Origin of the sequence: Deinococcus radiodurans R1 = ATCC 13939 = DSM 20539, from assembly GCF_000008565.1 — a bacterium.
Classification (GTDB): domain Bacteria; phylum Deinococcota; class Deinococci; order Deinococcales; family Deinococcaceae; genus Deinococcus; species Deinococcus radiodurans.
Map to the genome: position 1 here is coordinate 515,852 of NC_001263.1, position 24,978 is coordinate 540,829.

General features: G+C 68.1%; 25 protein-coding genes and 1 tRNA gene. 11 read left to right on the top strand and 15 right to left on the bottom strand.

What is annotated here, in order from left to right; translation table 11 throughout:
- Positions 1 to 4: 4 nt before the first annotated feature.
- Both DR_RS02635 and DR_RS02640 read right to left on the bottom strand, forming a co-directional pair.
- Positions 5 to 1,501 carry an ABC transporter permease subunit gene (locus DR_RS02635; protein ID WP_010887156.1) on the bottom strand — a complete coding sequence of 499 codons (1,497 nt, stop codon included), beginning with the start codon at positions 1,499 to 1,501 and terminating at the stop codon, positions 5 to 7.
- Positions 1,498 to 2,391, bottom strand: coding sequence for a DMT family transporter (locus DR_RS02640; RefSeq protein WP_227085989.1), 894 nt, complete (start codon positions 2,389 to 2,391; stop codon positions 1,498 to 1,500). Before DR_RS02640 ends, DR_RS02635 begins: the two co-directional genes overlap by 4 nt.
- An 88-nt stretch (positions 2,392 to 2,479) precedes the next feature.
- Between DR_RS02640 and DR_RS02645 the strand changes: the two genes are divergently transcribed.
- Positions 2,480 to 2,556 (top strand) — tRNA-Arg (locus DR_RS02645).
- A gap of 91 nt (positions 2,557 to 2,647) precedes the next feature.
- Here DR_RS02645 and DR_RS02650 read toward each other — a convergent pair.
- From DR_RS02650 to DR_RS02660, 3 genes are all read right to left on the bottom strand, one after another.
- A complete protein-coding gene (locus DR_RS02650) occupies positions 2,648 to 3,982 on the bottom strand; it encodes a tyrosine-type recombinase/integrase (RefSeq protein ID WP_010887158.1) in 1,335 nt (444 codons plus the stop codon).
- A gap of 1,345 nt (positions 3,983 to 5,327) precedes the next feature.
- Positions 5,328 to 5,471 carry a hypothetical protein gene (locus DR_RS02655; protein WP_155896388.1) on the bottom strand — a complete coding sequence of 48 codons (144 nt, stop codon included), beginning with the start codon at positions 5,469 to 5,471 and terminating at the stop codon, positions 5,328 to 5,330.
- A complete protein-coding gene (locus tag DR_RS02660) occupies positions 5,468 to 5,884 on the bottom strand; it encodes a helix-turn-helix domain-containing protein (RefSeq protein WP_010887160.1) in 417 nt (138 codons plus the stop codon). Before DR_RS02660 ends, DR_RS02655 begins: the two co-directional genes overlap by 4 nt.
- Positions 5,885 to 6,114: 230 nt before the next feature.
- On the opposite strand from DR_RS02660, the gene DR_RS02665 reads away from it, so the two are divergent.
- The 10 genes from DR_RS02665 to DR_RS02710 all read left to right on the top strand — a co-directional run bounded on the left by DR_RS02665 (position 6,115) and on the right by DR_RS02710 (position 10,650).
- Complete coding sequence (locus tag DR_RS02665; RefSeq protein ID WP_010887161.1) at positions 6,115 to 6,564, top strand: hypothetical protein; 450 nt, start codon at positions 6,115 to 6,117, stop codon at positions 6,562 to 6,564.
- A 55-nt stretch (positions 6,565 to 6,619) separates the two neighbouring features.
- On the top strand, positions 6,620 to 6,892 hold the full coding sequence (locus tag DR_RS16450; protein ID WP_010887162.1) for a hypothetical protein: 273 nt from the start codon (positions 6,620 to 6,622) through the stop codon (positions 6,890 to 6,892).
- 7 nt (positions 6,893 to 6,899) lie between these two features.
- Complete coding sequence (locus tag DR_RS02675) at positions 6,900 to 7,160, top strand: hypothetical protein (protein ID WP_010887163.1); 261 nt, start codon at positions 6,900 to 6,902, stop codon at positions 7,158 to 7,160.
- Positions 7,157 to 7,396: a hypothetical protein gene (locus tag DR_RS02680; protein WP_010887164.1), complete on the top strand. Its 240-nt coding sequence runs from the start codon at positions 7,157 to 7,159 to the stop codon at positions 7,394 to 7,396. Before DR_RS02675 ends, DR_RS02680 begins: the two co-directional genes overlap by 4 nt.
- A 62-nt stretch (positions 7,397 to 7,458) precedes the next feature.
- Positions 7,459 to 8,232, top strand: a complete 774-nt coding sequence (locus tag DR_RS02685; RefSeq protein ID WP_010887165.1) for a hypothetical protein — start codon at positions 7,459 to 7,461, stop codon at positions 8,230 to 8,232.
- Positions 8,229 to 8,624 carry a hypothetical protein gene (locus DR_RS02690; RefSeq protein WP_010887166.1) on the top strand — a complete coding sequence of 132 codons (396 nt, stop codon included), beginning with the start codon at positions 8,229 to 8,231 and terminating at the stop codon, positions 8,622 to 8,624. Before DR_RS02685 ends, DR_RS02690 begins: the two co-directional genes overlap by 4 nt.
- Positions 8,621 to 9,124 carry a hypothetical protein gene (locus tag DR_RS02695; RefSeq protein ID WP_010887167.1) on the top strand — a complete coding sequence of 168 codons (504 nt, stop codon included), beginning with the start codon at positions 8,621 to 8,623 and terminating at the stop codon, positions 9,122 to 9,124. Before DR_RS02690 ends, DR_RS02695 begins: the two co-directional genes overlap by 4 nt.
- Positions 9,117 to 9,701 (top strand): hypothetical protein, encoded by a 585-nt coding sequence (locus tag DR_RS02700; RefSeq protein WP_010887168.1) that lies wholly within the window; start codon positions 9,117 to 9,119, stop codon positions 9,699 to 9,701. The genes DR_RS02695 and DR_RS02700 overlap by 8 nt, the downstream gene beginning before the upstream one ends.
- On the top strand, positions 9,701 to 10,099 hold the full coding sequence (locus DR_RS02705) for a hypothetical protein (protein ID WP_010887169.1): 399 nt from the start codon (positions 9,701 to 9,703) through the stop codon (positions 10,097 to 10,099). Before DR_RS02700 ends, DR_RS02705 begins: the two co-directional genes overlap by 1 nt.
- Positions 10,096 to 10,650 carry a hypothetical protein gene (locus DR_RS02710; protein ID WP_010887170.1) on the top strand — a complete coding sequence of 185 codons (555 nt, stop codon included), beginning with the start codon at positions 10,096 to 10,098 and terminating at the stop codon, positions 10,648 to 10,650. Before DR_RS02705 ends, DR_RS02710 begins: the two co-directional genes overlap by 4 nt.
- A gap of 457 nt (positions 10,651 to 11,107) precedes the next feature.
- Here the strand turns inward: DR_RS02710 and DR_RS02715 are convergent, their stop codons facing one another.
- From DR_RS02715 to DR_RS02760, 10 genes are all read right to left on the bottom strand, one after another.
- Positions 11,108 to 11,479, bottom strand: a complete 372-nt coding sequence (locus DR_RS02715; protein ID WP_162177568.1) for a hypothetical protein — start codon at positions 11,477 to 11,479, stop codon at positions 11,108 to 11,110.
- A gap of 59 nt (positions 11,480 to 11,538) precedes the next feature.
- Positions 11,539 to 12,363 (bottom strand): hypothetical protein, encoded by an 825-nt coding sequence (locus DR_RS02720; RefSeq protein WP_027479538.1) that lies wholly within the window; start codon positions 12,361 to 12,363, stop codon positions 11,539 to 11,541.
- 779 nt (positions 12,364 to 13,142) lie between these two features.
- Positions 13,143 to 14,135 (bottom strand): hypothetical protein, encoded by a 993-nt coding sequence (locus DR_RS02725; RefSeq protein WP_010887173.1) that lies wholly within the window; start codon positions 14,133 to 14,135, stop codon positions 13,143 to 13,145.
- Positions 14,136 to 14,346: 211 nt separating this feature from the next.
- Complete coding sequence (locus tag DR_RS02730; RefSeq protein ID WP_027479536.1) at positions 14,347 to 14,607, bottom strand: hypothetical protein; 261 nt, start codon at positions 14,605 to 14,607, stop codon at positions 14,347 to 14,349.
- Positions 14,604 to 14,867, bottom strand: coding sequence for a hypothetical protein (locus tag DR_RS02735; RefSeq protein ID WP_010887174.1), 264 nt, complete (start codon positions 14,865 to 14,867; stop codon positions 14,604 to 14,606). Before DR_RS02735 ends, DR_RS02730 begins: the two co-directional genes overlap by 4 nt.
- A 469-nt stretch (positions 14,868 to 15,336) precedes the next feature.
- Positions 15,337 to 18,012, bottom strand: coding sequence for a DUF3987 domain-containing protein (locus DR_RS02740; protein ID WP_010887175.1), 2,676 nt, complete (start codon positions 18,010 to 18,012; stop codon positions 15,337 to 15,339).
- Positions 18,009 to 18,230 carry a hypothetical protein gene (locus DR_RS02745; protein ID WP_027479535.1) on the bottom strand — a complete coding sequence of 74 codons (222 nt, stop codon included), beginning with the start codon at positions 18,228 to 18,230 and terminating at the stop codon, positions 18,009 to 18,011. Before DR_RS02745 ends, DR_RS02740 begins: the two co-directional genes overlap by 4 nt.
- Before the next feature lie 395 nt (positions 18,231 to 18,625).
- Entirely contained in the window at positions 18,626 to 18,922 is a 297-nt protein-coding gene (locus DR_RS02750; protein ID WP_010887177.1) for a helix-turn-helix domain-containing protein, read from the bottom strand.
- Between the two features lie 1,390 nt (positions 18,923 to 20,312).
- Positions 20,313 to 22,415 (bottom strand): protein kinase domain-containing protein, encoded by a 2,103-nt coding sequence (locus DR_RS02755; protein WP_010887179.1) that lies wholly within the window; start codon positions 22,413 to 22,415, stop codon positions 20,313 to 20,315.
- A complete protein-coding gene (locus tag DR_RS02760; RefSeq protein ID WP_027479533.1) occupies positions 22,384 to 24,978 on the bottom strand; it encodes a hypothetical protein in 2,595 nt (864 codons plus the stop codon). The genes DR_RS02755 and DR_RS02760 overlap by 32 nt, the downstream gene beginning before the upstream one ends.

Below are 24,978 nucleotides of genomic sequence, written 5' to 3' on the forward strand. Positions count from 1 at the left end.
GCGCTTACTGTCCGCGCCGCCGCGCCGCCCAGCGTTCAAGCGCCGTGACCGCGCCGTAAAGCAGCACCCCGAAGACGATCAGGAGGGCAATCGCGGCAAACTGCCCGGCCTTGTCCTGATAGATGCCCGCCTCCTGCACCCTAAAGCCCAGGCCCTTTTGATTGGGGTCGGTAAATTCCCAGACCACCGCGCCGATGAGCGCCAGACTCGCCGCCAGCCGCAGCCCGCCGAGCATGACCGGCAGCGCGCCGGGCAGTTCCAGCCGGGTCAGCCGCTGCCAGGGGGTCGCCCGCAGCGAATGAAACAGCTCGTGATAGGCGTGGTCCACCTCGCGCACGCCGATGAGGGTGGACACTAGCACCGGATACAGCGCCGAGAGGGCCGACACCAGCACGGCGGGCAAGCTCCCGAACCCCAGCCACGACACCAGCAACGGCGCGAGCACCACGATGGGCGTGCTCTGCGACGCGACGATGAAAGGGCTCAGGAAGCGCTCCAGCGCGCGCGACTTGGCGATGGGATACCCGAGCAGCAGCCCCCCCAGCCCACCGAGCAGGGTGCCGAGCAGCGCGGTGCGGGCCGTGACCCACAACGAGGCGAACAACGTGGGGGCGTTGCCGGTCAGCTTGGCCCACACGGCGGCGGGCGCAGGCAGCAAAAAGGGCTGCGCGAGCCGTACCGCCGCCACCTGCCACGCGATTCCAGCGAGCAGCAGCGCCAGCAGCGGCAACAGCGCCGAGGCGCTCGGACGCCGCCGGGGCGCGACCTGCAAGCGGGTGGAGTCGCCGGCCCCGAGCAGGTCGCGCAGCCGGGCCTCTATACCGTCGGTGTAGGCGCTGACCCGGCCTGCCCCGCGCGTGTCGAGCACCTCGACGAGTTGCCCGCCGCGCAGCACCGCCACCCGGTCGGCGAGCAGCGCGGCCTCGCGAATCGAATGGGTGACCAGCACTGTGGTGCGGCCCGTTTTTTCGTGCAGGTGCCGCAATTCCTCGTTGAAGCGTTCGCGCACCAGGGCGTCGAGCGCGGCGAACGGCTCGTCGAGCAGCAGAATGTCCCCGCTCTGGGCCAGCGCCCGCGCCAGCGCCACCCGCGCCCGCATTCCGCCCGAAATGCGCCGGAAAATAGTCGGCGTAGCTTCCAGCCCCACCAGCCGCAGGGCTTCTTTGGCGTCCAGGCCGCCGTTCCCGCCCGCAGCCGCGCCGAGGTCGGCGGGCAGTTGCACGTTCCGCAGGGCGCTGCGCCACGGCAGCAGTCGGTAATCCTGAAAGACCAGCGCCGGGGGCGAGGCCACCTCTACCCGCCCTGCGTGGGGAAGCTGCAACCCGGCGATGACGCGCAGCAGCGTGCTTTTGCCGCCTCCGCTCGCGCCGATAATCGCCAGAAATTCGCCGCGTTCCACGTTCAGGGTCACGTCGCGCAGCACCGGCACGCCGCCGAGCTGCACCGAGACGTGTTCCAGCCGGATAGGGTCAGTGTTGCCCGGATGCCCTGGGCCACTCACTGGGGCCGCCCCCGCGTATTGACCAGCAACACCCCCGCCAGGGCGATGACGCCGCCAAGCAGGGTCACCGCGCCGGGCACCTCGCCCAGCAGCGCCCAGGCCATCAGCAGCGCGAACACTGGCGACACGTACAGAAAAGACGACGTGACCCCCGCCCCCACCCGTGAGATGGCGAAGGTCCAGGTGAGGTACGCCAGCGCACTCGGAAAGACGCCCAGGTACAGCACCGCCAGGTGCGCGGGCAGGGGCGCGGCCCGCAGCTCGGTGCCGAAGCCAGGCAAAAAGACCAGCAGCGGCACCGTGCCCAGAATGAGGCTCCAGACCGTGAAGCGCAGCGACCCCACCCGCGCCAGCACGCCCTTTTGAAAGACGAAATACAGGCTGGTGAAAAAGGCGGCGCCCAGCACCAGCAGCGCCCCCGCACTGAAGCCGAGGCCCTGCCCCTGCCCGAGCACGATCAGCGCGACCCCACCGAGGCTGACCGCCGTGCCGAGCCAGCCGAGGGGATTGAGGCTTTCGCCGAGAAACCGCGCGGCGAGCAGCGCCGTAATGACCGGTCCGGCGGCGATGATGAGGCTGGCGGTTCCGGCGGGCACACTGCGCTCGCCCATGTTGAGCAGCACGTGATACAGCGAAATCCCCGCCACACTCAAAACCCCGATCTGCCACAGGTCACGTGGCGCGGGCACCGGCAGCCGGGTCACGGCCATCACCAGCAGCAGGGTCACGCTCGCCACCAGAAACCGGTAGAGCGCGAGGTGCCCCGGCGAGAAATGTTCGAGGCCGATCCGGATCCCGGTAAAGGCCGACGCCCAGAACACCAGCGTCACCACAATGGCCCCCAGCGACAGCGGATCGAGGCGGCCTTGCACCGGGGCAGCAGAAGTCATGGGCGTCAGCATAGGACAGGCCGCGCCGGGTGCGCCCTTGCCCCCGCCTGCCCGGATGCTAAAGTGTCTTCCGCGCTTTGTGCGCCGCGCACCCTTAGCTCAGCTGGATAGAGCAACCGCCTTCTAAGCGGTCGGTCGTAGGTTCGAGTCCTACAGGGTGCACCAACAAAAACCCCGCACTCGACGGGGTTTTACTTTTGGCCCAGGGCCTACCGTTTGTGACGCTGAGGGGCAGGTGTCAAACGTCTGTCAAACGTCAGGCCCTCGCCCGCTTTGACCCTGGGGCAGCGCTGGGGGGCAGCTCGCCCGCCTCACCCTCAGCGCTGCCCGCCTCAGCCTGGGCGAGCCGTGCCCGCACCGTTACCCGCTTACGCCCCTGGGGTTCAGGCTCAGGGGCCGGGGCCGCCGCTGGGGTCAGCGGGTCATAGGTCAGCGAGGCCCGCTCACTTTCGTACACGTGCCGGTACGTGTCCCGCGTGAAACTGGGGGCCGCGTGCCCCAGCTCAGCCGAGAGCACCTCGACGGGCACCCCCGCCGCCGCCTGAACGCTCGCCCAGGTGTGCCGCAGTTTGTGAGGAGTCAGCACCGGCACGCCCACCGCCTGACAGAGCCGCGCCATAGGCCGCCGCAAATTGTCAGGCCGGTACGGGGTGCCCGCCCGCGTCACGAACACATACCCGGTGCTCTGGTACTCGCGCCCGTTATGCCTTAGCCGCGCCCCCGCCTCGCGCTCAGCCTGGGCGCGGGCGTCGAGCAGCAACCGGGCCGCGTCACCGGTCACGGTCAGCGAGCGGCGGCCCCGTTCGGTTTTCGGGGTGTCCTCATAGACTCGCCCGCCGCTGACTGACCGCGTGCGCTCGATGTGTACCACCGCCGCGAGCGTGCCCCCCTCAGCGCTGCCCCGCATGGTCACGTCTGCCCAGGTCAGCCCCAGGGCCTCGCCTGGGCGTAGACCGGTCGCCAGCATGAAGGCCAGAGGCCAGCCCCAGCGGTCAGCGCGGGCCGCCGCGTAAAACCGGGCCGCCTCATCTGGGGTGAACGCCTTGACCCGCGCGGCCCCGCGCTCGACATACACGGGGCGAGCACGGGCGGCGGGGTTCACCGTCACCACCCCGTCAGTCAGGCCCAGCAAATAGGCCGCGTTCAGCAGGTTGTGAGTTTGCCGCCGCACACTGTCACCCTGCCCCGCCTCGCGCTGGGCGTCATAAAACGCCCTGAGCCGCTGGGGGGTCACGCCCTGGGCCTTGAGCTGCCCCAGGCTGGGGGAGATGTTGCGCCGCAGTAAGGCGCGGTAATTCTCGACGGTGCGCCCCTTGAGGCTGGGGGCGCGGTGCTCGATGTACGCGCTTACAAGCTGCTCGACGGTCACGCGCTCGCGGGGGGGCAGGGTGTCACGCTCAGCGGCCCTCAGCGCCTCGCGCACCGCCTCGCGTGCCGCCGTCATGTTGCGGGCCGTGCCGGTCACGTGCCGCCGCTCGCCCGCTGGGGTGGTGGTCATGACCCGCCAGCGCACCCGCCCCGCTGGGGTTTTCGTATAGCTGCCCTCGCCCTGCCCGCGCTTGACCCGCCGCCCCTCTGCCCCGTCTGCCATGCCCTCAGCGTACCCCCGCCCCCTGAGCCGTAACAGAACCGGGCAGCGCTGGGGGGCGCCCGGTTCCTGGGGGAGTAGGGGTAGGGTTCTAGGGGGTTTTAGGGGGGTAAATCCCTATAAGCATTTTTTAGACTATCTATCTATCTATATTTGATGTGCCAGAGGGCCTCTAGCGCTGCTACGGGGTAAGAGTAAAGTACGTATACACTCTAGGGCTCTCCAAAACCCCTAAAACCTCTGGGCTACTCCGAACACCGCCCAGCACGGGAAAAACAGTAGAGGTTATGTGCTGGGCTACTCTGGGCGCCTACCCCCTAAAACCTCTGGGCTACTCCTACCCCCAGCGCTGCCCCAGCCTGGGCACCGGGGGCGCCCCAGCCCTGCCCCCGCGTCACCCGCTGACGTGCTGGGCGAGCCGGTCAAATGACGAAAAATGACGATGTTTTGAACGTTCAAACGGGCCGCCGCTCTCTTTTTTCTGTGACAGAACACTTAGCCCCCGTCGCTGGGGTTTTCGCCGGTTCTGGGGAAAACGAAAACGCCGCGCCCAGACGGTGAAAACCTGGGGCAAACGTGACAACTTGGACAGCTAAAAAAGAGAGGAAAGCACCCCGCCCAGGTGCTCGACGAACACCGCCGCGAGGCCCTGGGGGTGAAAGTTTGAAACACCGCGCCCAGACAGTAAAACCCCCAGCGGCACCCCTTCAAACTTTCCGATTTTTTCAGCGGTTTTCGTGCCCCTACCCGTGCCCCGCCCAGGGCGCCAGGTCTAACGCTCGCCCCCTACCCCGCGAGCCGCCGAGGGTTGTTTCACCGTCATAAAGTTCAGGGCGTAAAACCCCCGCCGCGAGGCCCTGACAACGAAAAAATAAAAACACCGCCCAGCACGGCGAAAACCGCCCAGCAGAACCGTGCATAATTTCGGGATTCTTCGGGGTTTTCGTCGAGCACCTGGGGGCACGCCCTACACCTGACCGCCCGGTTAATTTTCCTATTTTCGGAGAGGGTAGCGCCTACAGGGGGCAGCGCTCAGCGAGCCGCGCCCAGACGGTAAAAAACGGGATAGGCCGCGTCCTGGGAACCTCAGAAAACCTCATCCACTGAGCACGCTACAAAGTGCCACGCGCCCAGGTGCCGGGCGAAAAATCCCCCGCCAATAGACCGGGGGGGGATACATACTATGGATACCCTTTAACCCCTACCTAGACGGTAAAAACCCGTACCGGCCCGCGCTCTAAAACCTGACAAAACCTGACATTCTGGACACTTAAGACGGTTCTAAGTGCCCAGGCAAAAACCCCCCGCCGCTGAGGGCGAGGGGCTGGGCGTGTAGCTGGGGCGAGGGCTAGCGCTGCCCGTACCCCTGCCAGATGAACACCGCCGCAGTAAAGGCCACCGCCCAGGCGGGCCGCTCTGAGCCGTCGAGCGCGAGAAACAGGGCGAGGGCCGCGAGCGCTACGCCTAGCCAAAACACGCGGGGGTTTTTCATCCTGCCCCCCCAGCGCTGCCCGGTTCATCTGCCCCAGGCTCAGCCGGTGCCGCTGGGCTGGGGGTCGAGCTGCCCGCCGCGCCCAGGGCCTCGCGTACCGCCGCCGTTATGCGAGCGGTGAGCGCGTCGAGTTCCTGGGGTGAGCTGGGGACCGTGACCGGCTGGGCGGTGCCGGTGTGCTCGACGGGCACCGCTGTAAGCGTCAGGCCCAGGGCGTCAAGCATGGCGGCCCAGAGTGGGGGCACGGTGCCGCCGCCCTCTGACCCGTTCAGGGCGCGAGTAATGGAAGTAGGGCTAACCCCGGTAGCGCGTGCGAGGTCGGCGCGGCTCATCTTTTTTTCGTGTAGGCGGGCGTTAATGACCGCCCTTACCGCGTCATTCATGGCTAGAACCTTATCATCTCGCGTATACATATACCTTAGAGGTTGACAGTATTTACGGGATATGTCAATATTGTTTCAGCAGTTGAGCGAGCCTCGAACAGAACCGATACGCCCGCCGCCTGACTCCCCCGCGAGGTCACACCCTGGAAAACCCGCCCGCCCCGCGTCCCTGAGCCAAAAAAAATGAGTAGAGGCCGCCTCTGTCGCCAAACAAGAAAACGGCCCCCACACTCGCCCCCCCTTTGCCAGAGGTAAGCACCGTGAAAGATACCGCCCGAAACACCCCCGCCCCCGCGCTCGCCCCTGGGCGCTACGCCGTCACCGCCGGTTACACCTCTCAGGTGTGGGACGTGACCGCCCAGGGCGTCACCCGTACCACCGCCCAGAGCGGCACCTACGCCCCCTCGCCCCTCGCGCCCCTGACTCACGCTGAGGCGGCCCAGGTGCTCGCCCAGGCCGCCGCGTACCTGGGCCGCCCCGCTGCTCAGCCGCTCGCGCCCCAGCCGGTGAGCACCCCCAGCGGTGCCCCGGTAGGTAAGGCAACGGGCCGCGCTCTACACGTCGAGCTGTCCCGGCTGGGCTACCGCGAGCACTACACCGCCGCCGCTGACGCGCTGGGCCGCCCGGTGCCCTCGCTCGCGGCTCTGACCGCCGCTGAGGTCAAAACGGTGTACGCCTACGCCTACGGCTCGCTGGGCATGACCGCCTGACCCGCTCAGGGGGGGGGCAGAACGCGCCCCCCCCCTCGCCCCAGAGGGGGACGCCATGACCACGAAAAAAACCGGCACCAAAACCAAAGCCGCCCCAGCTCGCAAAACCGCGAGCACGAAAACCGCCCCAGCTCGCAAAACTGCGAGCACGAAAACCGCCGCGAGCAGCAACACCGCCCCCGCCCCCCAGCCCCAGCACGCCCCCAGCGGCTCGCGTGCCCCGCTGATTCTGGGCCTCGCCCTCGCGGTGCTGGGGTTTATCACCCTCACCCCGGCTGACGTGCGAGCGAGCGTAGACGCGGCCCTGAGCGGCCCCGTTGCCCGGTGAGGCCCGTATGCCAGAGCTGACCGCCTACACCGTCACCGCGCCCGGTGTGAAGTCCTACACCACCCGCGCCCCCTCGCCCGCGCTCGCGGTGCTGCCCGCCGCCCGCGCCCTCTATGGTCGCCGCGCCCGGTACGTCATCACCGCCCAGGGGCAGCCCGTCAGCGGCGGCCCGTTTGTGTTCGCCCTGGGCGTCGAGGGCAACCCCGCCCGCCTGGGCGTGACCGTCAGCGAGGCCCCCAGCCGCCCCCCCAGCGAGGCGAGCGCGTGAGCGCCTACCGCCTGGGGCACGGCTCAGAACTGACTGACGCCCAGGCCGCCCAGTTGCTCGCCCGCACCGCCCAGGGCGAGGCCCTGAACTGGGCACCGGTCAAAACCGGGCACCGCTGGGCGCTCGCGCACCTTGCCACCCTGACCGCCGCTCAGCTCGACGAACACCGCGAGCGCGTGAGCCGGTGCGCCCAGGTGCTCGACGGGCTGCCCGTGCCCGCTGCCCTCACCGCCTGAACCGCTCGACGTGGGGCCGCCCCAGCGCTGCCCCAGTTCTCAAAACTTGTGAGGTTTTCGACATGACCAAACCGCATTACACCGCCGCCGTGACTGACCGCGAGGCCCCCGCGCCCTGGGGCGAGTGCCAGGGGTGCGGGGCCGCCGCTGCCCTGCCCGCCTCGATGCTGCCCGGCAGAACCTTCAATTACTGCCCCGCGTGCACCGCCCTTGAGCTGCTCAGGGCCGCCGCTACTCAGGCCCTCTCTGACATGCTCGCCCCGCACCTGGGGGCCTGGGGCAACTTCTGGGCCGCGTCTGGGCTGAGCCTGGATGATTTGCAGGGCATCACGGGGCAACTGAGCGCGAGCTGGGCGGATGAGGAATACTCGACGCGCTACCAGACCGCCGCGATTTACCGCGCGATGAGGGCGCACCCCGCGCCCCTGAACGTCGAGCGGGCCGCCCCTGACCGCCGCGAGGTGAACGCGCTGACCCTGCCCCGCGTCACCGCCGCATACCGCTATGACCGCGCCGCGCCCGCTGCCCAGGGGGGCGGCCCTGAGCGCGGCTGGGCGTTTACGCTCACCTACCCTGACGGGTCTACCGATGAGGGCGTGACCCTCCCCCCAGGGCGTGACGTGCTGCTCACGTACCCCAGCGGCCCCCAGGGTGACGCGGTGCTCTACTACACCGGCATACACGGCTCGACGGCTGACCGCCGCCCCATCTCTCGCGGTGACGTGCCGCTCTACGTGCCCGCCCAGTTCGTCAAATACGCCCGCGCCTCGCTGGGGTACTGGGGCGAGGCCCAGGCCCCTACCGCCCAGGCCGCCGCCGCTGAGGGTGCCCAGTGACCGGGGCCGGGACACCGGGCCGCCGCTCGCCCCGCGCCCTTATCCCTGGGGCGGTCAGTCTCGCGGCGGTTCAGGTGGTGCCCGCCTCGCTGACCGCTGACGGGCGGCCCGCGCTCGCCCTCGCCTGCTACACCACCCGGCACCGCGTGACGCTCGCGCACCTCCCCAGCGGGGCCGCGTGGTCACTCGCCCGCCCCCCAGCGCTGCCAAACGAACGCGACGAGCGCGAGGGGCTGACGCTCGCCCGCCTGGGCGGTGCCCGTCTGACCCTTGAGCATGAGGGCCGCCGCGCCGTGCTCGACGTGCCCGCCGTGCGTTTGCTCCGCGAGCTGTGCGAGGCCCTGGGCACCTATGACCGCTCACCCGTCGAGGGCCTGGGGCGGCCCGCATGACCCCCGGCGCTGACCCGGTGCTGTGTAACCTCGCCCCCGCCCAGGTGCTCGCCCGGATGCTCGACGTTTTGGCGGGCGAGCTGGGCGGCCCCGGCGCCCGGCACACCAGCGAGGCCCGCGAGCACGTGCGGGCGGCCCTCGCTGCCCCTGAACTGTCGCCCGCGTACTTTGACGCGCTCGCCCAGGCTGAGGGCGCCCTGACGCGGGCCGTCAGCGAGCGGCCCCCCTCTGGGCACCTGAGCGCCCGCGAGGTGCTGGGCGTCACCCGCACCCCCAGCGGTGCCCGCCTCACCCTCGCTGACGGTGAGCGCGTCGAGCTGCCCGCCACCTCGCCTTATCACCTGACCCCGACGGCACCGGCCCGCCTCTCGCGGCTCGACGTGCCCGCGCTCTACACCCTGCCCGCCGCGCTCGCTCGCCCCGCCGCCCTCGCGCTGGGGTTTGACCCTCAGCAGCTCGCGGCCCTGCTCGACACCCCAGAGGTGCCCCGCCATGACTGAACCGAACACCGCCGCCCGTACCCCCGCCGCCCTCGCTGAGCACCTGGGGCTGAGCGTGCCCCAGCTCGCCCAGCAACTCGCCCGCGTGACTCAAACCGAGGGCCTGAGCGCCCAGGGCCTCACCGTGTATGAGGGGGCCGCCTCGCTGGGCCTGAGCGCCGCTGAGGTGCTGGGCGTGCTCGCCATGTGCCCCGGCACCGCTGAGCGTGAGGCGGCCCCGCTGCTCGACTTTCCCGCGTCCCTGAACGGCGCAAACATGCCCGCCGCGCTGTGTGACGCGCTGAGCGGAGTGTATGCGGTGCTGAGTGACGCCCCGCCCCAGGGGGTGAGCCGCGAGCACCTGGGCCGCGCCCTCGCTGAAGTCACGGGGGCCGCCCAGGTGCTCGCCCAGCTCGACGGCACCCCCGCCGCCCTCAGCGCTGCCCAGGTCATGACCGCCCGCGCTCTCGCGGCTGGGGCCGGGGCTGAGTTGTACCCGGCTGACACCCTCGCCCAGTTCAGGGCAGCGGGCGAGCGCCGCGCCGCTGAGCACCGGCACCCCGTGACCGGTCAGCCGCTCGCGGGGGGCAGGTTCTGATGCTGCCCCTAGAACTGCTCAGCGCCCAGCCTCACGGGGCAGGGGTGCGGCTGACCCTCGCGGGGCGAGCTGAGGCGCTCGACGTGGTACGCGGTCAGGTTCAGGTGAGGGCCTGGGGCCGCGTGCCCGGTCAGCCCAGCGTGCTTGACGTTCATACCCTCTGGGGGCGCCAGCCGGTCAGGGTGCCCGCCGCGCTGCTCGCCCAGGTGTGCGGGGCGCTGGGCCTCTCGCCCCGGTTGCCCTGCCCCGCGTGCGAGGGTGAGGGCGTGACTGACACCGCCGCCCCAGGGGTGCCGCCCCGCTGCCCCGCATGTCTGGGGCGCGGCACCCTGACCCCCGCTCAGCTCGCGCGGCATGAGGCGGCCCAGGCTGAGCAGCTCGCGGGCGGTGTCTCATGAACCTTGACCGCCGCGCCCTGAGCGCTCAGGTCAGGGCCTTACGTGACGCGCTCGACGCCCTGGGCCTGCTCAGCCCGCCCGCTGACGTGCCCCAGGTGCGAGAGGGAGAGGCCCAGATAAACGCCCAGCGGCTCGCCTCTGCCCTGAGTGACGCGGCGGGGGTGCTCGCGCCCTACGGCAGCTCGCCCGCGCTGAGCAGTTTTCACGGGGTGCTGACCCTCGCGGGGGTGGTGCTCGCTGAGGTTCAGGCCATAGAACCGCGCCCGCTCGCGGCCCTGGGGGTGCTCATGGTCTGGGCCTCTGACCATGCCCGCGAGACACTGGGCGCTGAGGCCGCTGAGCAGCTCGCCCAGCTCGACACGTGGCAGATACGGGCCGCCGCTGCCCCGCTGGGCGAGTCTGACCGGGGTGTGTTCCTGGGGGCTGACGCGGTGCTCAGGGTGTCGAGCTGGGCCGCCGCTGACCCTGACGTGACCGCCCCAGACTTGACCCGCGCCCTACTCGCTGAGGCCCAGATGCTCAGCCGCCCGCCCAGCGCTGCCCAGGCATAGGCCGCCTTATGCTCGCCCGCTGAGATAACGCCCCGCCCCGCTCGCCCTTATTTCAGAATTGACCCCCAGAACGAAAACAAACGCCCAGCACGGCACCCGCGCCGCTCGCTGGGCGTTAATGTTCCACGTGAAACGTATTTGACACTTATGTAAATAACTTTGTGACAGTGAAACAAAAGCGCCGCCGCCCGCCGCCTGGGGGTGCAAAAGTTGCCAACTCATGCCAACTTTTGACAAATGAAAACGGGGTTTTCTGGCCCTGGGCACCGCCGCCCGCCTCTCTCTCATGTTCTGGGGGGAGAGGTGCCGCCCCTCTCTCGCGCCCCTCTCTCGACGTGTTCAGGCGAAAACTTAAAAACACGAAAACCGCCCAGCCTGAGCGCGTTTTGCCTCTCTCGCTGGGCGTGAGCTTTCGTGTGTTTTCGCCTCTCTCGCCCTCGCTGGGCAGCGCTGGGGGTTATTCCAGTTCTAGCCGCTGGGTATTCCAGGCCCGCGCCATACCCGCCGCAAAACTCGACGCCAGCAACTCGCCCAGCATGACCGACTCAGGCGGGGCGAGCGCGTCCCGTTTGGTTTTCCAGGGGGGCGTAAGTATCCCCGCGTTCTCAGGCAGACACCACACCCGCGAGCCGTAAGAGTCAAACCCCAGGCAGAACACGCGGCCCTGAGCGTGTAGCCGCCTGAGTGCCCGCCGCGTGCTGACCTCATCTGAGTAACCCCAGAGGCTCGCCCCGTAAATCTCGGCTGTCAGCTCTCGCGTGTTCAGCCTGACGCGCTCGCCCAGGGCCGCGAGCACACCGCGCATAACTCGCCCGTCACCTCTCGACATGCTTTAAGTGTTTCACAGGTTCAAAAACGCCCCCGCTGACAGAACGCTTAAAAATCCGCTCACACCGCCCCCAGGTGCTCGACGCTGGGCAGGGGCACGGGCTGAGGCTCGCCCAGGTCACGCCCCCCAGCGCTGCCCCGTTCATAGGCTCGACGCCCGCCCGCCGCTTTACCCCAGGGGCACGGCCCCAGCCCCCAGCGCTCAGGGCGTGACGGCTTAGGAAAGTAACCGGGCAGGGCACGGGCCGCGCTCGCCCGGGACACATAGAGCGCCCGGTCATGCGCCGCACCCCAGGCCCTCGCCCGGTAGGGTTTTCGTGTGTCTACTCGCTGGGCGAGAACATGCCCCGCCCAGTCTGGGCACCCGTGCCGCTGCCTGCTCGCGTCCGTCAGCCCCAGGCACTCGCGGCACCCGGTCAGCGGCTGGGGCAGGTGTTCACCCTGGGCACCCCAGCGGCTCGCGTAGAGCACGCCACACCGCCGCGAGCACCTGGGGCACGTCAGCCAGAACCGCACCCCCTGACCCCTGGGGCCGGTGTGTGAGGTGGTGACGCTGACCCGCACCGCCCCCAGCGCTGGGGCCGTATCTGCCCGCCGCGTGCTGACGGTGCGCTCTATGGGGTGCCAGTCAAACGCGAGCAGCGCCGCGAGCCGGGGCAGTTCTGCGGGCGTGCCCGCCTGGGCGAGTTGCTGGGCGTACCCTCTGACCGCCTCGCCCAGTTGCGCCGCGTCGAGCCGCTGACAGAGGTGCACCGGCACCCGTGTAAACCACCGCCGCCCGGTGCCCCGGTGTGCCCAGTTCTGAACGGTCGGCGGCCCCTCGCCCCGCTGAACTTTCAGGGTGAACGGGTCGCCCCGCCGCTCGTACTTTCTGCCCGCTGCCATAGGGTCAGGGTAGGGGGCACGCTGCCCCGGCACCGTGACCGCCCCGCCCCAGGGGTGCCAGGTCTACCCCCCAGCGCTGCCCAGGCTCAGGCAAAGGCGAAAAAATACCGGGCAAGTTTTCGCCACTTGCCGCCCAGCACCGGGCAAAACCGCGCCGCGTGCGAGCAAAAACGGGGCAGAACTGGGCGCCGTGTAAGCAAAAACGCCCCCCAGCGCTGCCCAAACTGGGAAAAACCGGGTAAATGTTGCCCCCCGGCGCACACTGAGCGCGTCACACCGAACAGCCCAGAACCGCCCGCCCAGCGCGTGAAAACAGGGGCGAGAGGGTGTGAGCTGGGGTTATGTAGGCGGATTCTCCTGAGCCAAATTGAGCCGCTCGACGGCTCGCCCGCCGTCCGGTGTATTACCAGCCCGCCCCCAGAAAACACACCGCCCCCGCGTGCCCGCCTATCACTTTCGTTTAAAACGCGAGTGCGCCCAGCACGGCGAAAACCCCGCGAGCGGCTGGGCGGTTTTGCTGTTTCAAACGCGAAAACCGCCGCGAGCGGTGAAACATTCTGGGGGCATATCGGCGGCCCCGCCCAAATGGTCAGGCGGGGGCCGTTTTGCTGACCATTTGCTCAGCGCCCAGCACATGCCCGCGAGGTGCTGGGCGGTCATTTTCCTACCGTCAGGCAAATGACCGCGAGCCGCGCCCAGCGAGCAAAAACCCCCGCGATGGGCGGGGGCAGTGTGAGCAGCGGTGAGCAGAACTGAGCAGAAAACGGGGCAGCGCTGGGCTACTCGCTGGGGTGCTGCTCGCCCAGCACCCCCCGCAGCGGCCCCGGTGTGTCTCTGCCCTCGCGCTCGCGGCGGGCCGCCTCTAGGTCATGTAAGGCACGGTAGAGCACGCGCTCTAGGTGCGCTTCATACCGCGTGACTTTCTGGGCCTCAGCCTCACCGGGCAGCGCTGCCAGGGCGAGCGCGTCAGCCTCAGCGCTGAGGGCCTCGCGCTGGGCGGCCCTGATTTTTGCCGCCTCCCCGCGCTCAAACTCGGCAGACTCCCCCAGCATCTCGCCCGCCTCATCTCCCCAGAACTCGCGGTAAAACGCGAGCAGCCCCGGCAGCTCGCCCGGTTCATACGTCCATTTGTGCCCCTCGACGCTCGCCGCCTCGCCCCGCCTGGGGGCGCGGCCCAGCATGGCCCGCACCATGTCACCCGCCCGCGCTGGGGGGTCAGCGTCGAGCAGCTCACCCGCGAGGGCCGCGCCCAGGTGCGCCGCGTCACGCTCGCCCAGCCCCTCAGCGCTGCCCCCACCTGCCCAGCGGCTCAGGTGTGCCGCCGCCCGGTCATGCTGGGCCGCCTTATGTTCGGGCAGCCCAGGCACCGCCGCGAGCAGATGGGGCGAGGTGCCCGCCGCGTCAGCGAGCCGCGCCCGTGCCCGCTTGACATTCCCGGTGCCCCGGTATCCCTCCCCCTCAGCAATAGCGGCCCGTGTCGAGCGCTGGGCCTCGCGTATCTGGGCCGCCTCATACCGTGCCACGCGGTCAAGTCGCCACAGGGCGAGGGCCGCCCGGTCTGCTAGGCGCTGCTCTAAGTAACTCGCGGCCCCGGTGCTCGCCCGTATCTGCTCGACGTGCTGGGCGTATGCCTCGCGCTCGCCCTCGCTGACGTGCTCGCTCAGAATCCCGTGCCGCTGGGCGTTTGCGCCCCTGGGGTCACGCTCGACGGTCTGACCCTGGGGCATGTCGAGCACCCCCGCCGCGTTTGTTTCGTAATTTTCGCCGTTCACCGTTCACCACCTGGGCCGCTGCCCTCTAGCATCCTGACCGCCCGCTCTAGCTCGCTGACGGTGTACCGTGCCCGCTCGACTTGGGCCGCTCGCCGCGCCTCTGGGGTTTTCGCGTGCGCCTCCATGAGTACGAGCCTGACGCCCCGCGAGGCCAGCTCCCAGAGCAGGGGGTCAACCTCAGCGGGCCGCCTGAGCCTGAACCGCCCGCCGCTCACCGCTCACCCTCTGGGGGCAGCGCTGCCGCGTCGAGCACCTGGGCGAGCACCGCCCAGCCGTCAGGGGTCAGGGTGCCCGCGCCGGTCACGTACCCCGCCGCGTGTAGGGCGTCGAGCTGGGCCGCGCTGGGGGGGCGGTGCTCGACGGTCACCGCGAGGGCCTGAACCTGGGCCGCGAGGGTGCCCCAGCCGCTCGCGCTGAGGGCCTGGGCGTATGCCCTGAGCAGCGCCGGCGCGTATTCGTGCCGCGTGCTCACCTCTCACCCCCAGCGCTGCCCAGCCCTAACCGCTCGACGTGGGCACGTACCGCCGCGAGGCCCTGGGCGGTGAGCTGCCCGCCTGGGGTGAGCACCCCCAGCCCCTCAGCCGTCGAGCGGGCCGCGTTTTTGAGTCTGCCCAGCCTGGGGGCCTCGCGGCTGAGCAGCTCGCCCAGCCCCGGCACCGCCTGACCCTCTACCGTGCCCGCGTACACGTCGAGCGCGGCCCAGGTCACGGCGTTCATTTTCGCCCGCGTCATGACTCGCCCCGCTCAGCCTCAGCGAGTTTCAGCCCAGGGCGCAGCGCCCAGCGGGGGGCCACCCCGTGACACATACACCGGGCCGCCGCGTGCATGACGGGCAGCGGCGGGGCATCAGGCCCCGGCCCGCCCGGTGCCCAGGGGGTATGAACCGCCCAGCCTAACGAACACTCCCCCATGAGGCGGCCCCAGTCTGGGGCGGCAGTGAAGTGTCTACAGGTGCCGCACCGCCCGCGCTCAGCCGCCCGCGCTGCCATATCGGGCACGGGGCGAGTCTGGGGGCGCGGCGGGGCAGCGGGCGGCCCCTGAACCGGGGGCGAGCTGGGCACCGGGGGGCGAGGTGCGGGGCGGGGGGGCAGCGAGGGCACCGGGGCCGGCGCGGGCACCTGAACCGGTTCAGGCGGGGCAGCGCTGGGGGTAGTTTGCCCGCGTGCCGCCCTGAGCTGGGCGAGAAAATCTGAGGAAAACGTCACGCGCTCACCCCCTCGCCCTCTGCCCCGTCGAGCGCCGCGAGCGCGTCAGGGTGCACCCTGAGCGTTTTCACGGGCCGCCCGCCCGCCTTACCGCCTGGGGGCGTGCTGACTTCTACCCTCGCGGCCCCGCACTCGCTGAGCACTTTTAGAGCCGCGTCGAGCCGGGGGCCGGTCATACCCGCCTTACCCTCAGCGAGCACCCGGCGCACGTCTGCCACCTTGTGACCATCACACACGCGGCCCCGCTCGACGTACCCCAGCACCGTCTGAGCGTCGAGCACGTCAGCCCGCCGCCCCTCGCGCCACAGTTTGCGGGCGTGCGCCGCGAGGTACTCACACCACACCGCCGCGAGCGCCGCCGCCTCAGCGCCAACACGGGCGGGCTGAGGGTGAGCGCTGCCCAGCGTCACCACGTCGAGCGCGTGAAAAATCAGGGCGAGCCGTGCAAATGTTGCCGGTTGCTTAGAGATATGCGCCCGGTATGCCTCGCCCCGGCTGAGGTCTTTTAGGGCCTGGGCGTGCTGACGTTCCCAGGCGTCGTAAACCGCCTGAGCCTCTGGGGTGTAGAGCAGCGGGGCCGGGCCGCCGCTGGGGTACACGCTGCCCAGACTCTCAGGGGTCAAGGTGCCCAGCCCGTCGAGCACCGCCGCCGCCGCCTCGCGGAGCGCCTCGCTGACCGGCTCGCGCTGGGCGGCTTGGTCAAACTCTGGGAAGATGTCAGGCCAGATAAACACCTGAAACCGTTGTAAGAGGCCGTCACCGGCCCCGCGCTGGGCGTCGAGCACGTCAGCGAGCGGCCCCGGTTGGATACCGCCCAGCACCCCAGCGCACATCAGCGGGATATGTACCACCCCGCGAGAGACGCGCTTGAGCGTAAAAGACTCGGTGCCGTTTGCCGCCTCCAAATAAAACGCCCGTTCAGTTTCACGCCCTGAGCGCTCAAACCCCGCGAGCCACCCGGTCAGCTCATCACGTACCACCGTCACACCCTGGGGGCTGTCCCTCAGAATCTCGCCCAGCGTCTCGGCGTTTGGGTCGTTGACCACGTACCACCGGGCAGTAAGGGCCGCCTCAGCCTCGCGCAGCGCCTCGCGTGCCTCTGTCAGCTCATCATCTGAGGGCATCTCGACGGGTTTACCGCCCCCCTTAAATGCCCGTTTCACGCGGGCTTCTAGCGCCTCTAGCTGGGCCGCCGCCTTACCTCTCGCGGTTTCCAGTTCTGAGCGCTGGGCGTCGAGCCGGTCAAACTCTGCTTTCTGGGCGCGAGTCAGCACCGCCGCCCCTCTATTCACGGCGTAGGTTTTTTTCAGCCCAGGCCGCCCGCATACCGCGCCCCAGAGGTTCGCGGGCACCGCTGGGGTGTTGGGGGCGTTTTTCAGTTTCACCGCCGCGCTGAGCATCCCCCCAGCACCGACGAGCACCGGCCCCGCGAGCACCTCTAAGGGCAGCCCCGCCGCCCGCGCCTCAGCCTGTATCCACTGGGCGAGCGGGGCGGGCAGCAGCTCGACGGGCAGCGGCGGCACCGGTTCAGTCACCGGGGGCAGAGGGGCAACCTCGCCCCAGGCCACCGGGGGCAGGTCAGCGGCGGCGGGGCGGGGGGCGCCACCCCCAGCGCTGCCCCGCTCAGGCTCAGGCAACCCCAGCACGCGGGCGGCCCGCTTGACCAACTCGCGCCGCTGGGCAGGGTCAGCCGTGTACACGTCCACACCCTCAGCGAGCAGCGCCCAGACTCCGAACGCGTCACGGGGCAGCCCATCCCCCAGGGGGTCGGCAGCGTGCCAGCTCATCACCACCTGAGCGCCTCGCGGGGTGCGCTCAGGGCGCAACCTCACGCCCGCCTGACCGCTCGACGAGCCGGGGTAAAGCCAGGGGCCATGAGGCCCGCCCTTATACCCGTGCTCGCCCAGCACCTCAGCGAGTGAGCGCGAGGCGTTAAACGTGTCTATGACGCTCGCCCCCTCGCCCTCACCGCCGCGCGAGCTGCCACCGCCCAGCCGGTTCAGGTCACGCTCAGCCGGGGCGGGCAGCTCAGCCGGTGCCCAGGGGCACGCGGCCCGCATGACCGGCAACAGGGCCGCCCAGCGCTGCCACAGGCTCAGCAGTTCGGGGGGCAGTTCGGGCAGCTCGCCCAGCGAGGCGGGCACCGGCCCCGTCCATTCATAGGGCCGCCCGGTGTCAGGGTGCACGCTGGGCGGCATCACGTCCTGCACCCCAGCCCCGCCGCGTAGCTCAAAAATGGTCAGCGGGGCGGGCCGCCCGCCGGGGCCTTTCTTGCCGCTGGGGTCAGGCCAGCTCAGGGCGTGCCGGTTCAGGCTCAGCCCGTCAGGGACGCGGAAAATAGGCTTTTCACCCTTCTTACCCCTGACCCGGTAGGGGTTAGAGGCGAGCACCGCCGCGAGGTCTACGCCCACCGCCGCGAGTGCGAGCGCCGCGCCGTCGTGGTCTATGTCGAGCGCGGCGGTTTGACTCTCAGAGTGCAGCAACCCCACACCGGCCCCAGGGTGCGCCGTGAGGTACTCGCGGGCAGCGCTGGGGGTGGTAATCCACTGGGCGGGGTCAGAATCCCATCCCTTCGCGCGGGGGCCTTTCGTGCCCTGGGGCACCGGCACCAACGCGGCCCAGCTCGCCAGGGCCTCAGCCTGGGCGATACGGTCAGCAAAGGGCGCGGTCATCGAGCACCCCCAGCGCTGCCCAGGTGCGCCCCGCTCGCCTGTAGCTCGCTGAGCCTGTCGAGCAGCCGCCCCGCGATTTTTTCCAGCTCGCCCAGGGCGTCATACTCGCCCCGTGCCCGCATCTCTGGGGCCTCGCGCTCTATGTACTCGCTCAGGCTCGCGTGCTGCTCGCATAGCTCGCGGTACAGGACGCGGGGCGAGGGGGTGAACGCGAGCACCTGGGGAGTAGGAGTAGAAAACACTTCCCCCCTAAAACCCCCTGGGCTACCCTCCCCCCCCAGCGGGGGCAGGGTGAACAGTTTTTGTGCGCTGGGCGCGGGTTTCTCGCGCTCGCCCTGGGCGGTGCCGGTGTGAGTAGGAGTAGGCCGCGAGGTTATGGGGGCGGTAGGGGGGGAGACGATTCTACTCAAACCCCCGGCCCCGTTTTCTACTGTTTTCCCCGTCTGGGCCGGGGTTTTTGCCTCTGCCCCAGAGTAGAAAACAGGTTTTAGGGGTTTCTGGGGCGCCTTAACACATACGAAAATGCACGCGGCCCCGCTCGCGGTGCTCTCCGGTAGACTCTGGGCAAGCCCGCCAGCCTGCCCCCGCCCCGTGCCTGCCATATGGGGCGGTTTCATTTTTGCCCCTGAGCCGTCGAGCGCTCGGCCCGCCACGCGTCGAGCTGGGCGCGGTGAATGCGGTACACGGGCCGTGCGGGGGTGCCGTAGTTTTCAGCGAGCAGGCGGCCCGCTTTAATTTCGTTTCTGATGAGGTCTTGCCCGACGCGCAACAGGGCCGCCGTCTCTACCACGTCGAGCACGGGCAGGGTTGCGAGCTGCTCAGGGGTCAGGGTGGTACGTTTGCGCCCGTTCGTCACTCTGGGCGAGCGGGTCAGGTTTTCAGCATGTGTGCTGGGGTTAGGGGTGGTCATGTAAAGCCCTCGCGGTACACCCCAGCCGCGCCCCGCGTCGAGCGCAGGGGGCTAGGGGTAGAGCTGGGCGGGCCTGACTCGCCGCGTACCGTTTACGGCGTAGGGGTGTCAGGTTGCCCGGTGAGCGCTTCCCCGGTCAGGGGCAGCGCTGCCAGCTCAGGCGAGGGCAGGGGGCGCGAGGGGTGCGGCTGGGGGTATGGCCCGCGAGTAGAGCGGGCGAGGGGCGCGACGAACTGGGGGCCGCCGCTTAGGTTTACGGGGAGCCATGCGCCGCAGTACCCGTAGCAGCACGCGTACCGTTCGCCAGAATTGCCGCCGCTCGTTACGGTGCTCGCGCCCTTTGGGAAGTTGGAGAACGAACGAGTAGAGGGACGCCCTGAGTTGCGCTCCTAACGGTTCAAACCCATGCATGAGTTGCTTTACAACTGCCTGCGGGCCGCCTGGGAGATGCTTTGCAAGACTTAGAAGGATGTTGCCCCAGTGGTAGCCGTACTGGGCCGCTGTGGTTAGCTTTTCAGTCAGATAAGCGGGCTGAGGCGCGGCTATGTAAGTGCGGGGCAGCCCCAGACTCATTTTCTCTACCGGCGCTGCCCAGGCTGCAAACCCCGCGAGCTGCTCAGCCCCGTTTACCGGCTCCCCCCCCAGCGCTGCCCCCGCCTGGGCGTCAGGCTTAGCAGCGGGCCGCCCAGGGGCGAGCATGGCCCAGAGGCCCCAGCGGTACACCCCGGCCCCGCGCATGACGGCACGGCGGTAGTGGCGAGCAGTCCAGGGGTCAGGGTGAACGCTCAGCGAACCGTCAGGGGTAACGTTGCCCAGGGTGGGTACGTCATGTGCCATAAGCTCAACCTCGACGCGGCGAGGTTCGCCCAGCCAACCGCCCGTGACGATTTGCACGGGCAGATAAACACAGCCGCCGTTAACCCTTATGACATACGCGCCCCAGACGTTTACACGTTTAGGGGTGGGCAGGGTCACGGGGGCGGACATATCTCTATCTTACGCCCTGTTACGGCTGAGCATAAGTGAGGCGGCTAGGGTGTCAAACGGTTGTCAAACGTACTGGGCAGAATGACCGCCCCCCGTACCCCCTGGGGCGTAACGCCTGAGATACATTTTTACCGTCTGGGCGCGGCGCCTGCCCCTAAGCGCTCGACGGGGCACCCCTCGCCCGTTTTCCCGCTCATCCCCCTTCTAAGCGGTCGGTCGTAGGTTCAAGTCCTACAGGGTGCACCAGAAGAACCCCCACTTTTGATGGGGGTTTTACTTTTTGTTTGCGATAGACCGTTTAATCGGCGCCGCTTACTTCAACGAGCATCTCAGGATCGGCTTAGGGACAGGAACGGTGCTCTGAATATTGATGAGCAACAAGTCTGGTCCCAAGGGATCGGATTTACCGGTAGATAGGAATCTTGACATAGACATTCTTTTCACTGCCGTTGTCGAAGGTCACTGTTCCGATGGCGTTGATCTGCGTATACGAGCGATCAGAGCGCTCCCGTACAGTGAGTGGCAGAGTAAAGATCAAGGTGCTGCCGTCCTGAAGAAAGTCAGTCGCCAAAACCCCGGCAGTCTGTGACGGCCAGACGTCTGGAGCATCAATGGGAAATTTCTGCGTCGTACCGTCTTCCTCGTACTCCAGTTCGTAGTTGAACACGGCACGTATGGGGCTGGTCCCATTAGGAATCGTCTCGATGACGACGGCACAATGTTGGATTTGCCCGGGTGTGAGGTAGGCCTGCTCTGTGCCACCGGCGTCATCCACGCAGCCGCCAAATGTCCAATTGAGAAATTTGGGGGCGCCCTGCCGCGTTTCTGAACTTTCGGCAACTGTGTCGGCAGATGGCTCGGTGGGCAACTCCGTGGTGACGCTGTGCTGTAGTTCCTTGAAGATCTTCCCTGTCTCGCTGGTGATAAAGAGCTGTCCTCCAGTCTTGATCAGCCCGAGATCGGTGTAGGCCTGCCCGGTCAGTTGTTTGCCAGGCCGGGTCAGGTCATAGCTGTAGTTGAAGCGCACCTGTCGGGTGTTGGCGCCTTCGGACAGGGTCTGAACCTCGGAAACCCGCTGATACGAGCGCTCGGGCCAGCGCTTGAAATACCCAGCTTTGTCCTTTCGCAGCGCTGCTTTGGCCTGAAGACCCTGGTCAAAGTAAGTGACGCGGTCAGCATAGTGATTGATCGCTGCCGTCAGGTCATGACCACTGCCTGCGGCGAGGTAATCGTCCACGAAGGTCACAACTTCATCGTCCGTGATGGGGTCTTCACTGGGCGGCAGCGCTTCGACAGGCGTCGCTTCTGGCGGCGGGATGATGGCGGCTGGAGGTTCAGGATCGGTAGGCACAGGCTCAGCAGGAGGTGAAGGCTCCGGTTCAGGAGGCTGTTCTTCTGTTTGCGACTGCTCTGCGACGGGAACCTGCACCTCCTCCGGAGTTTCAGTGGGTGCAGAGACGTCATTCTCCGACGTGCTTTCACTGACAGCTGTGACCGTTGAGGATCGCGGTGTGGAGGCCAACTTGTACCCGCCCAGGACAACAAGGCCAATCACGAGTGGAATCCACCACGGAAAGCCGGCGCGTGACTGTGTCGGTCCAGGGTCAGGTGACTGGGGAGCCGCCGGGGGTGAAGGAACAGAAGGTGGAGGAGCGGGAGGTTCCTGCTGCGAAAGGATTGCCTGAGTGGGCTGAGCGCGTCGGAGTTCTTCCAGCACCTCGGCGGCGCTTACGGCGCGGACAGCCGGGTCCAACTGCAAGCAGGATTCGAGGGCGTGGGCAACTTGAGGCGGAATTCCTGCTGGCCAGCTGGGGAGCCGCACGCCTTGCTGCCGTGCCGAGACGGGGGACAACGCGGTGCCCGTCGCCGCTTCGAGCAGGGTGGCTGCCAGAGCGTACAAATCCGTCTGGGGGGTATAAGGGCCCCCCGAAAGCAGTTCCGGTGCGGCATAACGCGGGTCGTGCGGCCAGTGGTCACGAAGTTCCTGCGCGGTGCGCCGTGCAAGTCCAAATTCTGCCAGCAGTGGCCGCTTCTGTGTATCAAACCAGACGGCTTCCGGACTGATCTGGGTATGGAGCAGAGCGCCCTGATGTGCAGCCGACAAGCCTTCAAACAGCGCCGTTGTCAGGGGCTGAAGCAGTTCCGGTGAAACTGGCCCAGCGGACAGCAGCTCACGTAGAGTGATGGTGCGGCGCGGTTCGAAGACCAGAGAGAGCCACTCGCCTTCATCGATCAAATCACGCACGGGCAGCACGTGGGGACTGTGCACCTGCAAAAGACTGCGGGCGTACCTCAACCAAGTCTGCCTTGCCCGTTGACCCCGAGGTGTGCCAGGGTCTGCAACCGCATAGAAACTGACCAAAACCTGCTCGTTCCACTCGGTGTGAGCTCGGTAAAGTGCCTCGTGTGGGGTGCTGTGCAACTGCTCATCGAGCAGATACCTTCCGGCTCTCCGGGCTCCTTGCTCAGGCCACTCAGCCATGGTGGGCCTCCTGACGCGCCGCATGTTGACGGTCCTGCCGTGCCTGCTCGATATTCGGGTGATCGAGGCGAGACGCCATCCGAACTGCCCTGGGCGTGGCAGCCGGGTGCACGATGACAGCGGACAGGATCAGCACGTCCGAAAGAGCCCGTGCCGAAGCGCGTTGTTTTGACCAGCGCCGCCAGCGCCTGAGCAGAACATGTTCACCGAACGGCAGGCGGCGGGTCCAGCGCTCAAGTCGCAAGAAGCGCTCGTAAGCCGCGTCGTAGGCCAGATGTTCCAGGGTGCCACCGTCCGTATTTGAATGGTGGGCCACTTCCAGCCGCAGGTGACGATGATTAGCCAGTTGCCGCAGAAGGGCCGGAGTACAGGCAGGGTTGCGGAGAATGCTCCGCTGAACGGACGCCTGAGAGTCCATGGTCAGCTTCTCCAGGGTGGGAGGAGGCGTGCGCGGATCGCGGGCGACGGCTTCCCGAATCTCGGTCCTCGTGACATCGGCCAGCTCGGCCAGCAGTTCCGGCGTGGCGAGTGGGTGACGGACCAAGGACAACAGAATGTCTCCGTCGTTGAGAGAAGCCTTCAACACGACGCTCAGCACATTGGGGTCCACATCCTTGCGCCGGAGCAATTTTTGACGGAGCTGCGCACTCGCATCTTGCGCGAGCACAACCTGCAATCCGAAGGCGAGTTCCTCACTGCGACTGATGATGCCGGACCTGACTTCTTCCTCCGGGTCATTGACCAGGACCTCAAGTGTTTCCTGAGGCGTGCGGGGATGTGAGGCGACCTTACAGCGCACGCGCAAGGCGTCACTCTGCCCGAGTGAAGCCAGCGCCTCCGCACTCACGTCTGGCTGACCCACTTCCTCCCATTCGAGGTCATTGAGTTTGGCCTGCACCTGTCCGTAGCGTGGATGCTGTCGGATGACCGGACGCATAGGCTGTTCCGGCAGCCGGCGTTCCAGCGCGCCACCAGGGGCAGCAGGATTAAGGAGGACGTTCAGGCGAACGTCCCGCAGGGGGTCGTCACTGAGGGCGACCAGAAGGTCATCCGGCGTGCTGACATTGCTGCTCAGCCCCTCCCGCACCCGGGCGTCGAACAGGGGAAGAGCCGCCAGTTCCTGTCCTGGCGTGCTCGGGCTCGCGGCCTGCGCAACGCGCTGCACTTCGGGCACCTGATCACCCAGCAACAGGGCACGGGCAGCCGACGGGGTATGCGGATTGAGGCCCACTTGCGCCCGCACCCGGGGGCTGCGGTCCCTGCTGAGCCGGACCAGCATCTCGGCGGGCGCTTGCTGGGCGGCAACGGCGAGCTTCGCATTGCGGCGGCGAGTCTCCAACGCCTGCTGCGCCTGAGCCTGGCTCAGGGGCGCCCGGCGCAGGTTGGCGACGAACTGCACGCGTTCGTTGGCGTCCTGAGCGAGCGCGTCTAGAACCTCACTGGGTGTATAGGGATGAGCCGCCACCGCCTCACGGATGGCGTAGCGCGCGTCTCCTGCCAGCAGGCTCAGGGCTTCTGGTGGGCTGCTCGGGTTGCGGGCCACTTGCAACCGGACGGCGTGGTCTCCGTCACCGGCCAGTGCCAACAGGGTCGGTCCACTGGCGTGAGGGTGGCTGGCGACATGCTCACGAATGGTCACATGGTCCGGGTCCTGCGCCAGAGCAGCCAGTTCTTCCGGCTCTGCATTCGGGTTCTCGGCGGCGGCGGAGCGCACCCACCAGTCCGGGTCCACCGTCAGGCCCAGTCGGGCTTCTCGGGGAAGGGCCGGATTGCGGGCCACTGCCGCCCGCTCCTCCCAGGTGCCTTTCCAGGCAAAGTTCAGCAGCAGGCTTTCTTCTAGCGGGCCTTCTTCCAGGCGCCGCAACAACGTTTCCCGCGCCTCACCGTAGGGCCGCTGCTCATCCAGCCACAGCAGCAGGTCCAGCGGAAGCAGTGGGTGGCGCGCCGCCAGTGACCAGAGCCTGCGGGTGGCCTGAATTTCCGCCGTTTCGTCCGCCGTGATTTCTGGATCAGTTCGGCGGTCGAGCAGGCGCTCGCGGAGCGGCCTGAGCACTTGCGCTGCGCACTGAGAGACCGTTGCTGTGTCCTGCGGCGCAGCCGCTTCGGGTACCGCAGGCGGCTCGGCGAGAGGAGCGGCGGGGGCTGAAGGAGACAATTTGGCTGCTGCTTTCCGGATTCGCATAGGCACGGAAGCGTTCGTCTTGAGGTACTCACAGAGGCCAGGATTTTCCTGCGCCTGGGCAATGATCCAGGTTTCTCCCCGACTGGGCCGATAGTCGAGAAGCTGTTTGATGTGCCCATTGAGGATCAGTTCGATGACTGTCTCGTCGGTCGTGGCCGGATGCTGCGCCGCTATGGCGGCTGTATATGTCCCCAGAATGCCGAGCAGGGCGAGCTGCTCGGGCGTCAGAAGCTGGGGCGTCCGCTCGGCGAGGTCTATCACCTGCGCGAGCTCGGGGGGAAAACTCATGTGTTTCCGCGCCGCGCGCCGCACAGCCGAGTTGGAATGCGCGGCCAACTGCGCCAGGCGCGCCGCTGGTGTGCCAGGGTCGCTGGCTTCTTGAAGCAAACCTGAGAGGGCGGTCAT

Bases quoted from the DNA above. Each gene is read 5' to 3' on its own strand.
- DR_RS02720 (WP_027479538.1), bottom strand. From the start codon at position 12,363: ATGGCAGCGGGCAGAAAGTACGAGCGGCGGGGCGACCCGTTCACCCTG.
- DR_RS02650 (WP_010887158.1), bottom strand. From the start codon at position 3,982: ATGGCAGACGGGGCAGAGGGGCGGCGGGTCAAGCGCGGGCAGGGCGAG.
- DR_RS02755 (WP_010887179.1), bottom strand. From the start codon at position 22,415: ATGCGGCGCGTCAGGAGGCCCACCATGGCTGAGTGGCCTGAGCAAGGA.
- DR_RS02710 (WP_010887170.1), top strand. From the start codon at position 10,096: ATGAACCTTGACCGCCGCGCCCTGAGCGCTCAGGTCAGGGCCTTACGT.
- DR_RS02685 (WP_010887165.1), top strand. From the start codon at position 7,459: ATGACCAAACCGCATTACACCGCCGCCGTGACTGACCGCGAGGCCCCC.
- DR_RS02735 (WP_010887174.1), bottom strand. From the start codon at position 14,867: ATGACGCGGGCGAAAATGAACGCCGTGACCTGGGCCGCGCTCGACGTG.
- DR_RS02740 (WP_010887175.1), bottom strand. From the start codon at position 18,012: ATGACCGCGCCCTTTGCTGACCGTATCGCCCAGGCTGAGGCCCTGGCG.
- DR_RS02640 (WP_227085989.1), bottom strand. From the start codon at position 2,391: ATGACTTCTGCTGCCCCGGTGCAAGGCCGCCTCGATCCGCTGTCGCTG.
- DR_RS02760 (WP_027479533.1), bottom strand. From the start codon at position 24,978: ATGACCGCCCTCTCAGGTTTGCTTCAAGAAGCCAGCGACCCTGGCACA.
- DR_RS02700 (WP_010887168.1), top strand. From the start codon at position 9,117: ATGACTGAACCGAACACCGCCGCCCGTACCCCCGCCGCCCTCGCTGAG.
- DR_RS16450 (WP_010887162.1), top strand. From the start codon at position 6,620: ATGACCACGAAAAAAACCGGCACCAAAACCAAAGCCGCCCCAGCTCGC.
- DR_RS02655 (WP_155896388.1), bottom strand. From the start codon at position 5,471: ATGAAAAACCCCCGCGTGTTTTGGCTAGGCGTAGCGCTCGCGGCCCTC.
- DR_RS02675 (WP_010887163.1), top strand. From the start codon at position 6,900: ATGCCAGAGCTGACCGCCTACACCGTCACCGCGCCCGGTGTGAAGTCC.
- DR_RS02705 (WP_010887169.1), top strand. From the start codon at position 9,701: ATGCTGCCCCTAGAACTGCTCAGCGCCCAGCCTCACGGGGCAGGGGTG.
- DR_RS02750 (WP_010887177.1), bottom strand. From the start codon at position 18,922: ATGACCACCCCTAACCCCAGCACACATGCTGAAAACCTGACCCGCTCG.
- DR_RS02660 (WP_010887160.1), bottom strand. From the start codon at position 5,884: ATGTATACGCGAGATGATAAGGTTCTAGCCATGAATGACGCGGTAAGG.
- DR_RS02695 (WP_010887167.1), top strand. From the start codon at position 8,621: ATGACCCCCGGCGCTGACCCGGTGCTGTGTAACCTCGCCCCCGCCCAG.
- DR_RS02715 (WP_162177568.1), bottom strand. From the start codon at position 11,479: ATGTCGAGAGGTGACGGGCGAGTTATGCGCGGTGTGCTCGCGGCCCTG.